This window comes from Natronococcus occultus SP4, assembly GCF_000328685.1.
Classification (GTDB): domain Archaea; phylum Halobacteriota; class Halobacteria; order Halobacteriales; family Natrialbaceae; genus Natronococcus; species Natronococcus occultus.
The window spans coordinates 2,764,605-2,779,953 of sequence record NC_019974.1 but is presented as its reverse complement, the minus strand read 5'-3'; the positions used below and the strand labels follow the sequence as shown (position 1 = coordinate 2,779,953).

General features: G+C 68.2%; 14 protein-coding genes. 7 read left to right on the top strand and 7 right to left on the bottom strand.

From position 1 onward, the window contains the following. Positions 1–33 precede the first annotated feature (33 nt). Both NATOC_RS13870 and NATOC_RS13865 read left to right on the top strand, forming a co-directional pair. A complete protein-coding gene (locus tag NATOC_RS13870; protein WP_015322083.1) occupies positions 34–1,128 on the top strand; it encodes a DUF4350 domain-containing protein in 1,095 nt (364 codons plus the stop codon). Next, positions 1,125–2,129: an AAA family ATPase gene (locus tag NATOC_RS13865; RefSeq protein ID WP_015322082.1), complete on the top strand. Its 1,005-nt coding sequence runs from the start codon at positions 1,125–1,127 to the stop codon at positions 2,127–2,129. The genes NATOC_RS13870 and NATOC_RS13865 overlap by 4 nt, the downstream gene beginning before the upstream one ends. Here the strand turns inward: NATOC_RS13865 and NATOC_RS13860 are convergent. The 3 genes from NATOC_RS13860 to NATOC_RS13850 are packed head-to-tail and all read right to left on the bottom strand — an operon-like array spanning position 2,126 to position 5,057. Further along, entirely contained in the window at positions 2,126–3,091 is a 966-nt protein-coding gene (locus NATOC_RS13860; RefSeq protein ID WP_015322081.1) for a hypothetical protein, read from the bottom strand. The two genes, NATOC_RS13865 and NATOC_RS13860, sit on opposite strands and share 4 nt — an antisense overlap. Then, positions 3,088–3,600 (bottom strand): hypothetical protein, encoded by a 513-nt coding sequence (locus NATOC_RS13855; RefSeq protein WP_015322080.1) that lies wholly within the window; start codon positions 3,598–3,600, stop codon positions 3,088–3,090. Before NATOC_RS13855 ends, NATOC_RS13860 begins: the two co-directional genes overlap by 4 nt. After that, positions 3,597–5,057 (bottom strand): DUF58 domain-containing protein, encoded by a 1,461-nt coding sequence (locus NATOC_RS13850; RefSeq protein WP_015322079.1) that lies wholly within the window; start codon positions 5,055–5,057, stop codon positions 3,597–3,599. Before NATOC_RS13850 ends, NATOC_RS13855 begins: the two co-directional genes overlap by 4 nt. 93 nt (positions 5,058–5,150) lie before the next feature. Between NATOC_RS13850 and NATOC_RS13845 the strand changes: the two genes are divergently transcribed. Both NATOC_RS13845 and NATOC_RS13840 read left to right on the top strand, forming a co-directional pair. Continuing rightward, complete coding sequence (locus NATOC_RS13845; RefSeq protein ID WP_015322078.1) at positions 5,151–7,220, top strand: hypothetical protein; 2,070 nt, start codon at positions 5,151–5,153, stop codon at positions 7,218–7,220. A gap of 59 nt (positions 7,221–7,279) precedes the next feature. Then, positions 7,280–8,374, top strand: a complete 1,095-nt coding sequence (locus tag NATOC_RS13840) for a DUF1616 domain-containing protein (protein WP_015322077.1) — start codon at positions 7,280–7,282, stop codon at positions 8,372–8,374. A gap of 362 nt (positions 8,375–8,736) precedes the next feature. On the opposite strand, the gene NATOC_RS13835 is transcribed toward NATOC_RS13840, so the two are convergent. From NATOC_RS13835 to NATOC_RS23070, 3 genes are all read right to left on the bottom strand, one after another. Continuing rightward, positions 8,737–10,050: a polysaccharide deacetylase family protein gene (locus NATOC_RS13835; protein WP_015322076.1), complete on the bottom strand. Its 1,314-nt coding sequence runs from the start codon at positions 10,048–10,050 to the stop codon at positions 8,737–8,739. A gap of 106 nt (positions 10,051–10,156) precedes the next feature. Beyond that, positions 10,157–11,026 (bottom strand): UbiA family prenyltransferase, encoded by an 870-nt coding sequence (locus NATOC_RS13830; protein WP_015322075.1) that lies wholly within the window; start codon positions 11,024–11,026, stop codon positions 10,157–10,159. Between the two features lie 221 nt (positions 11,027–11,247). Then, positions 11,248–11,370: a hypothetical protein gene (locus NATOC_RS23070; protein ID WP_015322074.1), complete on the bottom strand. Its 123-nt coding sequence runs from the start codon at positions 11,368–11,370 to the stop codon at positions 11,248–11,250. 161 nt (positions 11,371–11,531) lie between these two features. Here NATOC_RS23070 and sucC point away from each other — a divergent pair, with 161 nt between their 5' ends. Both sucC and sucD read left to right on the top strand, forming a co-directional pair. After that, complete coding sequence (sucC, locus tag NATOC_RS13825; RefSeq protein ID WP_015322073.1) at positions 11,532–12,683, top strand: ADP-forming succinate--CoA ligase subunit beta; 1,152 nt, start codon at positions 11,532–11,534, stop codon at positions 12,681–12,683. Continuing rightward, positions 12,680–13,552 (top strand): succinate--CoA ligase subunit alpha, encoded by an 873-nt coding sequence (sucD, locus tag NATOC_RS13820; RefSeq protein ID WP_015322072.1) that lies wholly within the window; start codon positions 12,680–12,682, stop codon positions 13,550–13,552. The genes sucC and sucD overlap by 4 nt, the downstream gene beginning before the upstream one ends. A 53-nt stretch (positions 13,553–13,605) precedes the next feature. Here the strand turns inward: sucD and NATOC_RS13815 are convergent, their stop codons facing one another. Next, on the bottom strand, positions 13,606–14,817 hold the full coding sequence (locus tag NATOC_RS13815; RefSeq protein WP_015322071.1) for an MFS transporter: 1,212 nt from the start codon (positions 14,815–14,817) through the stop codon (positions 13,606–13,608). 362 nt (positions 14,818–15,179) lie between these two features. Here NATOC_RS13815 and NATOC_RS22405 point away from each other — a divergent pair, with 362 nt between their 5' ends. Continuing rightward, complete coding sequence (locus NATOC_RS22405) at positions 15,180–15,335, top strand: hypothetical protein (RefSeq protein WP_015322070.1); 156 nt, start codon at positions 15,180–15,182, stop codon at positions 15,333–15,335. The last annotated feature ends 14 nt before the right edge of the window (positions 15,336–15,349 follow it).

Sequence of the window (15,349 nt, the reverse complement as noted above, 5' to 3'; positions counted from 1 at the left end):
CGTCTCCACTCTCGCCCTCCCCGAGGTGGTCGCGTGAACCTCCGCTCGTACGTCACCGACCGCGACGGGATCGACTGGCCGGCCGCCCTGCTCGTCGCGCTTGGAGCCGTCGTCCTCGTCGGACTGTTCCTGGCGGCGTCGACGTCCTCGGCAGCCTTCGGTCCGTACAATCCCGCCTGGGACGGGACCGACGATTTCCGGGAGGTGATCCAGACCGACGACGACACCGACGGTGAGATCGTTCGGGACACCGACCGCTACGCGGACGTCTCCGCGAACGAGACGACGGCGATCGTCGCCGCCCCCGACGAGTCCTACGCCGCCGCCGACGCCGCCCGCGTCGGTACCTTCGTCGAGAACGGCGGGACGCTGGTCGTCCTCGAGAACTTCGGCACCGACTCGAACGACCTGCTCGACGCCGTCGGCGCCGACGCCCGGACGAACGGGAGCGTCCTGCACGACGAACAGAATCACGCCCAGGGGCCGACGATGCCGATCGCCACCTGGACGGCCGACCACGACCGGACCGCCGGCGTCGACCAGCTCTCGCTGAACTACGCGACGGCGGTCGAACCGAACGGCGCGACGGTGCTGGTCGGAACCAGCGATTACGCTCACCTGGCAGAGTCGCCCGGCACCGAACTCGAGGACGACACCGGCTTCGCGGCCTACCCGGTCGCGACCGTCGAGGACGTCGGCGCGGGCGAGGTCGTCGTCGTCGGCGACCCGAGTATCACGATCAACGCGATGTACGACGAGCCCGACAACGCCGCCTTCCTCCAGCGCCAGTACGCCGACGACGACCGCGTCCTGTTCGATCTGAGCCACGGCGAGGAGCTGCCGCCGCTTGCGGCCGCGATGTTGACCCTTCGGGAGGTGCCCGCACTGCAGGCGCTGGTCGGTCTGTTCGCCGTCGTCGCCGTTCTGGGCGCCTCGAACCGGACCTTCCGGGACGGCGTCGGCGCTGTCCGGGCCCGCCTCACCGCGGACGACGAGCCCGGATCGACCCTCTCGGACGACGAACGAGCCGAGCTGCTCCGGGAGCGCCACCCCGAGTGGGACGACGAGCGGATCCGCGAAACGATAACAGCGCTTAACCGTTCCCGGTCGAAACACGAGGAGCGATGAGCGAGACGGACCGGAACTGGCCCTTCGCGGACGATCCACAGACGGTGTACGAATCGATCAGGACCGAGACCGAACGCGTCCTGGTCGGCAACGAGGACGCGATCGAACACCTGACGATCGCCCTGTTGACGCGGGGCCACCTCCTGCTCGAGGGCGTTCCGGGCGTCGCCAAGACGACGATCGCGAACCTGCTGGCGCGGGCGACCGGGCTCGACTACCAGCGCGTCCAGATGACCCCCGACATCATGCCGGCCGACATCACCGGCACCCAGATCTACCGGGAGGCCACCGGCGAGTTCGAGCTCCAGCGGGGGCCGGTGTTCTCGAACCTCGTCGTCGCCGACGAGATCAACCGCGCGACGCCGAAGACCCAGTCGGCGCTGCTGGAGGCGATGCAGGAACGCACCGTCACGATCGAGGGCCAGACCCTGGCGCTGCCGGAGCCGTTTATGGTCGTCGCGACCCAGAACCCCATCGAGATGGAGGGCGTCTTCGAGCTGCCCGAGGCTCAGCGGGATCGCTTCATGTTCAAACTCACCATCGACCTCCCCGACCGCGAGGAGGAGACCGAGCTGCTCCGGCGGTTCGACGACCAGCCCGAGCTCGGCCCCGACGCGATCAGTCAGGCCGTCCAGACCGAGGACATCCGCGCGGCCCGCGAGGCCGTCACCGACGTCCACGTCGCCGAGCCGGTCACCGAGTACGTCCTCGATCTCGTCGCCGCGACTCGTGACCATCCCGACGTCAGCTACGGCGTCTCGCCGCGGGCGTCGCTGGCCTTCCTCAGGGGAATCAAGGCCCGGGCCGCGATCCGGGGCCGCGAGTACGCGACGACCGAGGACGTCAAGGCGCTGACGGAGCCGATCCTCACCCACCGCCTCGTGCTCGACACGGAGGCCGAACTGAGCGACGTGGGTCCCGCGGACGTCGTCGAAGAGATCGTCGACACCGTCACCGTCCCCGACACCGACGGGCTCGGCGGGAAGCCGACGCCGAACTAGAAGGAGCCGTCCGTTTCCTCGTCCGACCCGTCGTCCGCGGCGTCGGCCTCAGTCTCCGTCTCGATTTCGTTTTCGTTTCCGGCGACGTCCTCGTCCGGCTCGAACCGACAGGTCACCAGCCAGTCGGCCCGATCGTCACCGTCCTCGACCGCGAGGACGACGGGGCGATCGAGACCGACGGCGAGCCCGACTGCCAGGAAGGAGGCGATCGGGTGATCGAACCGGTCGACGGCGCCGAACGCGCTCCCGGAGATCCCGACGGTGACGCGGCCACCTGCCGCGTCGACGTCCGGGTCGGCCCCGTCGGCGAGCTCGAACTGCTCGACGACGCCGTCGGCCAGCTGCACCGCGAGGGGCTCGGGGCGGCTCGCGAGGTCGCCCGAGAGGACGCGCTCGAACTCCTCGAACAGCGTCGCACCCGTCGGCGCGACCAGGAGTCCGTGGCTGCCTCTGTCGACGACCACCGGCCCGTCGGCGTCCGTCGGCGGTTCGAACTCCGCCCTCGCCGGCACGTACAGTCGGGCGGTGTCGGCCCGCTCGTCGGGGACGTACACCCGGTCCTCTCGCAGTCCGAGCTCGGCCGCGAGCGACTCGCCGTTGGCGGCCCAGGCGGCGTACACTCGCTCTCCGACCGAGGCGGCGACGAACTGTTCCGGGGTCAGGTAGTAGGTGAGCAGCCCGCCGAACAGCCCCGTCGCGCCCAGCGCGAGCAGGAGCTCGCGGCTGTCGGGAAAGATCACGCCGCCCGCGACCGCACAGAGGCCGATCGCGACGAGTCCGAGCGCCGTCCGTCGATACTTCGAGCGGCGGGCGCGTGCGTGTTGGGCACGGAGCCGTCGGTTCTCCTCGGCGAGCAGCTCCGCTCTGGCCTCGGCCCGCTCGAGGCGGTCGCTCGTCCCGCTCGATGCGGAAACTGTCTCCGTCTCGGTTCCATCGCTGGATTCGAAATCGTATGTGCTCATTCGTCGGTAGTGGAGGAAGCGTCGTCGTCGACAAGGCCGAGCGCGACAAGTCCGTAGCGGTAGAGCGCGTAGCCCGCGAGCGCGATCGTCCCTGCGGTGACCGCGGCGGCCTGCCACAGCGACAGCGAGACGACCGCGAGCCAGCTCACCCCGCCGAGGACGGCGACGGTCAGTAGCGTTCCCGCAGCGGTACGAAGCGGTGCCCGGGTCTGCAGGGCGGGCAACACGAGTACGGCAAGCAGTCCGGCCTCGGCGAGAACGAACGCGATCGGGTCGATCCCGTCGGGAAACAGCGCCAGCAACAGGACGTGGCCGACGGCGATCGCGTACGGCGTTCCGAACCCGTACCACAGCAGGATCGTCGCGATCCCGGCGCCGATCCCCGGCGGTCCCGCGGCCGCGCCGAAGGCGCCGACGAGCGCAACGGCGCCGACCGCCGTCGACAGCGTCGATGGCCGTTCGGTGACGAACGTCGACTCGACGTGAGTGGCCGTCGCGGGATCGCTCACTGCAGCCCACCTCGCGAGCGCGATCGAGTCGTCTCGAGGACGGCCGAGAGCCGATCCTCGGGCGCGACCTCGAAGGCGGTGACCGCGTCCATCCGGTCGAGATCGCGGCGCAGCTCCTCGAACTCGAGGTAACGATCGGACGCGCGGTCGGGGTCACCGAGCCCGTCGGACGCGAACAGTACCGTCGGTGTCAGCAGAACCAGCACCTCGCTGCCCCTGGCGCGAGCGAACCGGATCGTCTCGTACAGCGACTCGTGGTCCGAGTCGTCCGTACAGATGATCGTCCACTGGCGGCTGTCCTGACCGCTGAGTGCGGTTCGAATCGCGCCGACCAGCGGATCGGCGTCGAAGCGGATGTCGTACTCCGTGCGGGCCGCGTAGAACGGCTCGAGGGTCCGTGTGAAGGAATCGTTCGTCCCTTCGAGGGCCGACAGCGCCGCCCGCGGACGGCTCGGCGTCGGAACCGGTCCCGGGATCGGGTGTGTGCGGCTGGCCGCCTCGGGGACCTCGCCGTCGTCGAGTCCCGTCGGCTCGAGCTCGAGCAGGCGCCGCCGGAGCGACAGGTAGGCAGCCGGCCCCGTCGTGGGGTCGAGCCGGGAGGTGATCCCCTCGTCGCCGACGGTGATCAGGCCCAGCGGGTCGTCGAGATCACGGGCGTTCGCGGCGATCGCGAGCGCGACCTCCCGGAGGTAGTCGAGCTTCGACTCCCCGGGGGGTCCCGCCGCGAGCCCGGCGCGGTGGTCGACGAGTAACATCGTCGGTCGGTGGGTCTCGGTCTCGTACTCGCGGACGTGGAGGGTGTTGAGCCGTGCGGTCGCCTTCCAGTCGATCTCGTCGGCCGAATCGCCCGAAACGTACTCGCGCAGCTCCGCGGGCTCGAGCCCGGGACCGCGCTGTCCGGCGTCGTGTTCGCCCTGGGCGATCGACGCCCGGTCGCCGCCGCGGCCGACGTGGACGGTGTGGGGACCGCGGGGTTCGACCGTCACCGTCGGTCGCGACTCGACCGGGATCGTCGTCGTAAACAGTCCGTCGCTTGCGGTGACGGTCGGTCGGTCGAACCGGTGGCGGCCCGCCACCGGCCAGGTAACCGTCGTCGTCTCGCGGGTGGTCGCGTCGCCCGGCTCGAGCGTCGCCGACAGCGGCCCCGCGGCGGTGGCGCCCGTCGGGACCCCGCCCTCGACCGACAGCTGCAGTCGGGCGGGCTCGCCGAGGGTCGCCTCGACGGTGACCGGCATCTCCGCGTCGGCCCGGACCGTGTTCGCGGCCGGCACCTGACGGACCGTCAGTGAGTCGACGGCCGCGGCGACGCCGCGCGCGAACAGGCGCTGGCGGACGAGGACCCAGGCGCCGAGCAACACCGTCGCTCCGAGCAACAGCGGCCGGGCGAAGACGGCGGCGAGGACGGCGAGGGCGCCCGCGATCGCTCCGACCGCCCAGACCTGACGCGTCGGTCGCATACACCAGTGGTTTTGCGGTGACGTGTTGAACTTACTGGTTGTCCCGCGACGGCGAGCAGACAGGCTTTTGTTCGGCGGCGTGAATTACCGATCGTGAACCACGTCGCCGTTCGCGCGCTCGTCCTCGTGCTGTTGGCGTGTTCGCTGCCGATCGTAGCGAGCGCCGGTGTCGCGGGTGCTCCCGCCGCGTCCTCGTCGCAGTCGGTCGCAAGCGACGCGCTCGCCCAGACCGACGAGCCGGCGACAAACGAGACGCCCCGCCACCAGAACCCCGACGAGTACGACGGGAGCGGCGACGACGAGGAACTCGAGTCCTGGCTCGAGGACCAGCTCGCGAGTCAGCTCCAGGACAGCACGGTCGCGCTGAGCGAGGGCCAGTACGACCAGGCCCGGGACCATGTCGGCGAGGAGTACGAAGAACGCCTCGAGCAGTACGCGGAGGTCACCGGCGGAACCGGCGACGAGGACGATCCGTCGGAGGCCTACCGGAACGCCTCCCAGGAACACGAGCGGATGGCCGAGATCATCGAGGAGTACGAGCAGACCCAGGCGGAGTACGAGGAGGCCCTCGCGGAGGGTGACGAAGAACGCGCCCACGAGCTCGCCCGCGAGCTCGAGGCGCTGTACGACGAGCTCGACGAGGCCGGCGAGAACGCCGTCACCAGCTACGAGACGATCGCCAACGAGACCGACCAGGACCTCTCGGACGCGGCCGACTCGATCAACGAGAGCCGCAGTTCGATCGACAGCGAGCAAAGCGCCGTCCGCGATCAGCAGTTCGTCGAGACCGAACTCGACCTCGAGGTCGCCGACGAGACGGCGTCGTTCGACGATCCGATGGTCGTCCACGGCGAGGTCCGAACCGAGGACGGCTCGCCCGTCGAGGAAGGGGAACTGGAGATCCTGGTCGAGGACGATCCCGTCGAGCTCGGCGAACCCTCCGAGGAGTGGTGGGCCGGTGAGGACCGATTCGAGTTCGAGTACCGTCCGACCGATCTCGACCTCGAGGCCGAGACAGTCACCGTCGAGTACGTTCCCGACGGCGACACGGACTACCTCGGCAGCGAGGCCGAACTCGAGGTGAGCCCCGAGCAGACGACGGCGACGATCGACGACTTTGCCACGACCGGCGAGGCAACCTACGGCGAGCCGGTGTCGGTCAGCGGCTCGGTATCCGCGGCCGGGGCCCCGGTCGACGACGTCCCGGTCGCGATCAGCGTCGACGGCGAGTTGCTCGGGACGACGAACACGACCGACGGGGAGTTCGACGGAACGGTGTCCGTGCCGGCGAACGTCTCGGAGGGCGAGGGGACGATAACGGCCTCGCTCCCGTTCGAGGACCGAACGCTCACCGCGTCGCCGGCCGAAGCGCCGATCACCGTTACCGAGACCGACACCGAGCTGACGGCGTCGGCGACGGCGATCGGCGAGGAGGAGATCGCTGTCGACGGCAGCTTCGAGACCGCGGCGGGCGATCCACTCGATAACCAGACCCTGGAGGTCCGGATCGACGGCGTAACCGCCGAAACCGTCGAGACCGACGCTGACGGCGAGATCTCGGGGACCGTCGAGACGGGAGCGGTCGACGACGAGGACGTAACCGTCACCGTCGTCTTCGACGGCACGGAATCGAACCTCGCTGCCGCCGAGGCCGAATCGACCGTGGCGATGCCCGACGGCGGGGACTCGCTGTCGGTTCCCCGATCGGCCATCGTCGGCGTCGGCGCGTTACTCGGCGTCGGAATGCTCGGGCTGGCGGGCTGGTGGCGCCGCCGCTCGCGACGCGACGAACGCGACCGAGCGCCGGCGGCCGCGGTCGCAGCCGCCGGCCCCGACATCGATCCGGTCGCGACGCGGGACCGCGTCGACGGCCTGCTCGAACGGGCCGACGAGCGACGCCGGGACGGTCGCCACGACACCGCCGTCCGAACCGCCTACGCGGCGGTTCGACACGCCTACGGCAGCGCGCTTGGCCGTCCGGGTGCGGCCACCCACTGGGAGTTCTACCGCGAACACGCCGACGAGACCGACCCCGAGGCGCTGCGCGAGCTCGTCGAGACCTACGAGCTGGCCGCGTTCACCCCGAACCCGGTTACCGCCGATCAGTCCGACCGCGTCCTCGCGCTCGCAGAGCAGCTCCGCGAGGACGCCGACCTCGAGTAGCCCTCGATCGAACGGCCAATCGACCGACTTTTATTGTCGTCTCGTCAAGGTCGTACCGAATGGACGATCGACGGTCGCTTCGGTTGTTGCTCCCGCGCCCGGTTCGCAGGCTGCCCGCCGATCTCGCGGCGATGCTCGCCGTGACCGTCCTCGTCAACGTCGCCGTCTTCGCGCCGATCGTCCGCGAGACGCCACTGCGGGTGCCGCTGGGACTCGCCTTCGCGCTGTTCGTCCCCGGCTACGTCTTCATCGCCGCGCTGTTTCCCGAGGCCGGGGAGTCCCCGACGGCCGACGAACCCGCGGCTGACGAAACTGCGCGGTTCTCCGGCGAGTCGATCCGTGAGGGAATCGACGGGATCGAACGCGTCGCGCTCGCGTTCGGGCTGAGTATCGCCGTCGTGCCGCTGATCGGGCTCGTGTTGAACTTCACGCCGTGGGGGATCCGCCTGGTGCCAATCATGGTCGCGCTCTCTGGCTTTACCGTCGCCGCGACAGCTATCGCGGCCCACCGCCGCTGGGAGCTGCCCGCCGAGGAGCGGTTCGCCGTTCCCTACCACGAGTGGTACGCGGCCGGACGCACGGAGCTACTCGAACCCGATACCCGCCTCGACGGCGCCCTGAACGTCATGCTGATCCTCTCGATCGTCCTCGCGGTCGGGGTCGTCGGCTTCGCGGTCGTCTCCCCGCCCGCGGGCGAGCAGTTCTCGGCGGTCTACGTCCTCACCGAGGACGACGACGGCGAGTACGTCGCCGACGGCTACCCCACCGAGTTCACGCAGGGCGAGAGCGCCGAGGTCGTCCTCGGGATCGACAACCACGAACACGAGACGACCGACTACACGCTGGTCGCCGTCGAACAGCAGACCGAGACGGTCGTCAACGAAAGCGCCGTTACGGAATCGAGCGGCGAGGACGAGAACCAGACGGCGGTCAACGAGACGGTCGTCACCGACCAGCAGGAGCTCGACCGCTTCGAGACGACGCTTGCCCACAACGAGAGCTGGCACCAGACCCACGAGCTCGAGCCGACGATGACCGGCGAGGACGTCCGGATCGTCTGGCTGCTGTTCCCCGACGGCGAGGTGCCCGCGGAGCCGACGACCGACGACACCGAGTACCACGTCCACCTCTGGGTCGACGTCGAGGAGCCCTAACTGTCGTCACGAACGCGGGCCGTCGCGGATAGCTGTCGGCTGAACGGACGGAGTGTACATATCGATTAAGGTTGTCATACGATCTTTTATCCTCCCGAACCGTTCCGACACGACTAGTGGGAAAGCTTATTACTGGACATCCCCTCGTCGAAGATACGGTGGTGATGCTAACGAATTACACACCAACCACGCGACGAAACCGATCTCGTGTTGAACGCCGCGACCCTCTGGTACGACTCCTGTGGCGGCCGAACGACCGTGTTCGGCCATACCCGGCATGCGCGTTTTGTACACCTCGCCGTTCGCTTTTTCCCTCGCCGTTTGCCTTTCAGCGGTAGCGACGCGTCCCGAGCCCCGCTGACTCACTCGGAGACGTAGCTCTCGGCCATCTCGGCCGGCGTGAGGACCTCCAGCTCGCCCGCCGAGCGGCGCTCGTCGATCCCCGCGAGCGTCTCCTCGAGGGCCGCGAGCGCGTCGTCGTCCCCGAGACCGTAGAAGGGAATCGTCGTGATCCCGCCCCACTCGACGGTCCAGTCGAGCAGGTCGGTCGCCTCGCCGGGAGCGGGGGTTTCGGTCGTCGAACAGAGGTGCGGGTTGCCGGCGTACCCCTGGGATCGGGAGCGACCCGCGAACGCCAGCTCGTAGTTGTTCCGGACGAGTTCGTAGCTCCCCTCGGTGTAGCTGGAGCCGGGATACGCAAAGAAGCGCGCACCGTCGTCGTACCCCGCCTCGGTGAGCCAGTCGATCGGCTCGAGGACGCTCTCTTCGAGCGCGTCCGGATCGACCCCGTCGAGGGGCTGGCCGTTCGCGGGCTGTGCACCGATCGTCCAGCCGGCGGCCGCGAGCTCGTCGACCTGCTCGCGGGTGAGCCGATCGCCGTCGACGGCGTCGTCCTCGCGGATCCGTCCGGTCGGGACAAAGGCCGTCGCCGGAACGTCGTACTCCGTGACGCGCTCGAGAGCGTTCGTGTAGTGGCGCTCGTAGCCGCCGTGGAACTGGAGCAACACCTTCCCCCCCGTCGGGCGAGGAACGAAGTGGAAGTCGTCGACCCACTGGCGCCCCTCGGCGTCGTCGCCGAACCAGCGGATCACCTGCAGGACGACCACTTCGCTGAGATCGGGCTCGCCACGGATCCGCGTGATCCCGAAGTTGTGCCGTGTCAGCGGCGTGTCGCCCGCGATCCGCTGGCTGTACTCGACGTAGTGGGCGTCCTCGTCCTGAAGCTGGATGCGCACGACGCCGCCGTCGGTGTCGGTGGCCAGGTCAAGCCCGGGCGCGACCTCCCGGACGTCGATCGGCTCCTCGAGCTCCCGACGAACCCGGACCTGACCCCGGTCCTCGACCGAGGACGTAAGCAGGACCGACTGCGATCCGATCGACGACCGACTCGGGTCGGCCTCGAGCGTGCCGATGTCCTGCCACTCCCACCACGCCTCGAGGACCTCGAAGTCGTCGAAGGTGCCGACCAGGTCGGGGTAGTCCTCGTGGTCGTCTTCCGCTGCCCGGTCGTCGCTCTCCTCGGGCTCCGTCTCGTCCTCGGAACTGTCGTCCGCCGCCGGTTCGTCTGCGCCGTCGTGTCGTTCGTCGCGGGTCTCCGGCTCGCCGGGACCGCCCAGCTCCGAACAGCCGGCGAGGACGACCGCCGCCCCCATCGCGAGGTAGGTTCGTCTGTCCATCGATCGTCGGAACGAGACCCCGGACTGACGGTTTGTTATGGACCGCGTAGCTCGAGGATGACGGGCCGTATTCCGACCGTACTCGGGCCGTCCGAGGATGTACGGGCTACCAGACGGTCCACTCGAGGACGAGCACGAGCGCGGCCAGGAACACATGCTCGCCGTCGACGATCCCGCCGTAGAACAGCGGGCCGCGATCGCGGCTCGCGAACGGGATGTAGCAACCGACGTAACCGTGGAAGGCCAGCAGGACGAGGAAGCGGGTATCGAGGACGTCGACGGCGATAACGGCGATGACGACCGCGGCGACAAGGACGTTCGCCGCCTGGGCGGCGAGCCGAGTCCGTCTGGGGCCGACCGCCGTCGGGAGCGTGTCGATCCCCTGCTCGCGGTCGCCCTCGATGTCCTTGATATCGAAGATCGCCGCGGCGATCGTGATCATCGCTCCGACGTAGCCCGCCAGAAAGAGCACCTCGAGGGTCAGGAGCTGCTCGTAGTAGACGCCGACGCCGAGCGGGATCAGCGCCCAGGCGAAGCCGACGAAGAGGTTCTTCACGAGGAAGACCCGCTTGACCCCGAAGGTGTAGAGGACGGCGACGACCGCGGGCAACACCAGGTAGCCGGCGCCGGGCAGCTCGAGGACGACCGCGACGGCGATCGCGCCGAGGTAGAGCCCGACGCCGAGCGCCAGCCAGAGATAGCCGTAGCGTTCGACGAACGCCGCCCGCCGGGGGACGTTCTCGCGGTCCTCCTCGAGATCGGTAAAGCGGTTGACCGTGTAGACGAACATCGCCGCGGCGAAGACGATAAAGAAGGGCAGCGGCTCCAGCGGGAGGCCGGCCAGCACGCTCGTTGTGATGACGACGCTGGCGGCCGACAGCGAGATGAAGAGGTTGCTGTGGACGAGAAACCGGAGCCCGGCGAGCAGCCACGCCGGGAGGCGACGGTCCCCCCTGGTCGCACTGGTCGTCGACACTACGGCATCGCCTCCGGACGGGGACGGTACGCGAGGCGAGTGCGGGACTGTCCGCCTTGCGTGTTCGACTCGTCGTCACCGCGGGTGACGGGGAACACCGCTTGTCAGGGGTTGGGTCCCGACGGAGTCAAGCGCTTCGGTGCGGCGAACGGCGACACAACTCTGCGGTCGGCGAACGGCTCGACAGAAGTAACGGGCGTTCGACTACGAAAGCGTCGCGACTACTGGTACTGGGACTCGCGTCGTGCCTGGTACATCAGCTCCCACACCGCGTCCTCGATCGACTCGGGGTTCTCTTCCTCGAGCTTCTTGTACAGGGACTCGGAGACGGTTACTTCGGGCATCACCAGCGTCTAGCACGCCCCACCTAATAAAGCTACTCTAATACGGAACTGAGTTAATTTCGGCCGAGCGGCGAGGAGGCGGCGAGATACGGCAATCACTGCCGCAAATCGAACCGAAACTGGCAGGATTTAAGCAAGGCCGGGACGGCGGTTCGAATGGTATGAAACTACATGAGTACCAGGCGAAGCAAGTCTTCGCCGACGCCGGAATTCCGACGCCGGAGTCAGAGCTCGCTTCGGACGTCGACGGCGTACTGACCGCAGCCGAGGAGATCGGCTATCCGGTCGCGGTCAAGGCACAGGTACAGGTCGGCGGTCGGGGGAAAGCCGGCGGGATCGAACTCGTCGAGAACGAGGAGGAGGCCCGCGAGGCAGCCGAATCGATCATCGGGATGGACCTCAAGGGGTATCACGTCGATCAGGTTCTCGTCGAGGGAGCGGTCGACTTCGTCGACGAACTGTACGTCGGCATCACGATGGACCGCGGCGAGGGCAAGCCCGTCGCGATGGTCTCGACGAAGGGTGGCGTCAACATCGAGGAGGTCGCCGAGGAGGATCCCGAGGCGATCGCCCGCGAACACATCGACCCTTCCTTTGGCATGCACCCCTACCAGGCCCGCAAGGCCGTTTACGACGCCGGCGTCGACAAGGCCGTCGCCCGCGACGTCTCGAGCGTGCTGACAACGCTCTACCAGCTCTGGGACGACCGTGACGGCTCCGACGCGGAGATCAACCCGCTGATGGTCACCGACGACGACGAGGTCATCGCGGCCGACGCCGTGATGAACATCGACGAGGACGCACTGTTCCGCCAGCCCGAACTGGCCGAGATGGAGGCCGAGGCCGCAAGCGGCGGCGACGACCTCGAGCAGAAGGCCGACGAGTACGACTTCGACTACGTTCGGCTGGAGGGGAACACGGGCATCATCGGTAACGGCGCCGGTCTCGTGATGACCACGCTCGACCTGGTCGATCACTACGGCGGCGAGCCCGCGAACTTCCTGGACGTCGGTGGCGGCGCGAAGGCCGAGCGAATCGCGAACGCGCTCGATATGGTGTTCTCGGACGACAACGTCGACAGCGTCGTCTTCAACATCTTCGGCGGGATCACCCGTGGCGACGAGGTCGCCCGCGGGATCAACGAGGCCCTGGAGCAGTTCGACGAGATCCCGAAGCCGGTCGTCGTCCGACTGGCCGGGACCAACTGGGAGGAAGGTATGGAGATTCTCAACGAGGACCTCGTGACGGTCGAACAGACCCTCGAGGACGCGGTCCAGCGTGCCGTCGAGTACGCTGAGGAGGGACAAGCATGAGTGTACTAGTCGACGACGACACGCGCGTCGTGGTACAGGGCATCACCGGCGGGGAAGGCAAGTTCCACGCCAAGCAGATGATGGAGTACGGTACCAACGTCGTCGCGGGCGCCGTCCCCGGCAAGGGCGGTCAGGAGGTCGAGGGCGTCCCCGTCTACGACACGGTCCACGAGGCCGTCGAGGAGGAGAACGCCGACACCTCGGTGATCTTCGTCCCACCAGCCTTCGCCGGTGACGCGGTCTTCGAGTCCCTCGATACGGACCTCGACCTCGCGGTCGCGATCACGGAGGGCATCCCGACCCAGGACATGGCACGAGTCAACAAGCGCCTCACCGAGACCGACACGCGACTCATCGGCCCGAACTGTCCGGGGCTCATCACCCCCGGCGAGGCCAAGCTGGGCATCCTGCCGGGCAACATCTTCTCGGAGGGGAACGTCGGTCTGGTCTCCCGGTCGGGCACCCTGACCTACCAGGTCGTCGACAACCTCACCAACCGCGGGCTCGGCCAGAGCACCGCGATCGGGATCGGCGGCGACCCGATCATCGGTACCGACTTCGTCGACGCCCTCGAGCTGTTCGAGGACGACCCCGAGACCGACGCCATCGTCATGTGCGGCGAGATCGGCGGCGAGGACGAGGAGGAGGCCGCGGCGTTCATCGACGACTACGTCGACACGCCGGTCGCCGGCTTCATCGCCGGCCGCACGGCTCCGCCGGGCAAGCGGATGGGCCACGCGGGCGCCATCGTCTCCGGCTCCGGCACCGGGACCGCCGAGAGCAAGATCTCGGCGCTGAACGACGCGGGCGTCCCAGTCGGCGACACCCCCGAGGAGGTCGCCGACCACATCGAGGAGTTCCTCGACTAACGCCGCGATCGGTTCTTTTTTCGAACGGGAGCGTCCCGACTACCGAATCTGTCTCAGTAGTCGACCGAGACGAACACGATACAGACGACGAGTCCGGCGAGTCCGGCGATGCCGACGAACGCCTCGTCGAAGTAGCCCAGATCGGCGATCGCACCGAAGACGACGGGACTCACGGCGCCGAGCGCGAGGTAGACCGTCCGGAGCGCGCCGAGGTTCGTTCCCCGCGTCCCGTCGGGCAACCGCCGCGTGAGATCCGAGATCACGATCGTCTCGAACCCCAGCAGGCTGCTCGCGAGGACGGTCAGGACGACGAACGGCCACGCCGCGTCGACGGCGGGCAGCGCCGCGAGGGCGACCCCGGCGGCGCTCATGATCACCAGCAGCGGAGTCCGGACGCCGACGCTGTCGTAGGCGCGGCCGGCGATCGGCTTCAGCAGGATCCCGAGCGCGAAGAAGAACCCGAAGAGGACGGTCGAGGCCTGCCCCGAGAACCCCTTCTCGTCGATCAGGTACGTCGGGTAAAAGCCCATGAACGCCTGGATGATCACCGCCCACAGCACGAGCAACGCGGTGCCACGCAGGACGATCGGATCGGACACCGTCGGGGCGACGTCCTCGAGCGAGAACTGCTCGCGCAGCGGCGTCTCGCTGCGCTCCTGTTTCGGCAGCGTCGTCCAGAGCCCGACCGCGGCGAGGACGAACAGCGGCACGGCGAAGCCGAAGCCGTACTGCCAGCCGACGGCGGCCGCGATGAACCCGGCCGCGGGCGGCATCACCGCGTTCCCGACGTCGCCGGCGGCCATCGTCGCGCCCGTCGCGGTCCCGAGCTGCTTCGAGTAGATCTCGCCGAGAATCGTGAACCTCGAGACGCCGTACAGGGCCGTTCCGGCGCCGAAAAGCGCCGTCGACAGGAACAGGACGATCGGCGAATCCGCGACGATCACCAGCGTAAGCATCGTCGCCGCGAGGACGGAGCTTGCGATCAACAGCGGGCGCTCCCCGGCCCAGTCGGCGAGGATCCCGCCGGGAAGCTGGCCGAACGCGTACGCGATCCACAGCACCGTCAGCAGGAGGCCGGCGGTCGTCAGCGTGAGCCCGTACCCCTCGCGGAGGTAGGGCAACAGCGCCGGATAGATCATCCGTACGCTGATCGACAGAAACCAGCCGAACGCGACCGCGAGCAGGATCTTCCCGCGGCCGCCGCTCGAGAGCTCTCCGACGGTCCGTCTCACTGTTGCAATGTAGCCCACGGGTGAACCGGTCACCTGCGTAGGAGTTTCCGGTCGCGGTATTCAGTCTTGTTATCCGACTGGACGCGGTCGTGGGATTCGGGTGGAGCGTAGACAGGTCGGAGCTGGCAACAAAACTTATTATCCTGTACAGCCGTCTCGATACTACGGTGGTGATGACAACGTATACCACGATACTAAAACACAGATATACCGGATACAGCGACATCGTCCCTCTGTGAGTTCGTGAGCTCCTGAGACGCCGGATCGATTGCTCGTTCACGACTCGGCGACCTTTCTCTCTTCGATACCGTTCGAACGACGAAGCCGTTCGTCCCTCGAACACGGTACGAGAGCAACCCCACAGGCTCATGGGACCGAGGAGCGTTCGTTCGGCCATGTCGGTCACCATCGAGTGTGTGGACTGTGGCCACCGCCACACGATCCCGGAGCGATCCGACGACCCCGACAGCGGCGGGACGAGCCGTCCGGCCTGCGGCGCGACGCCGTTCGTTGTCCGGCGGAGCGACCTCCGCTGGCACCCCGACCCGTGAGCGATCGCACCGCT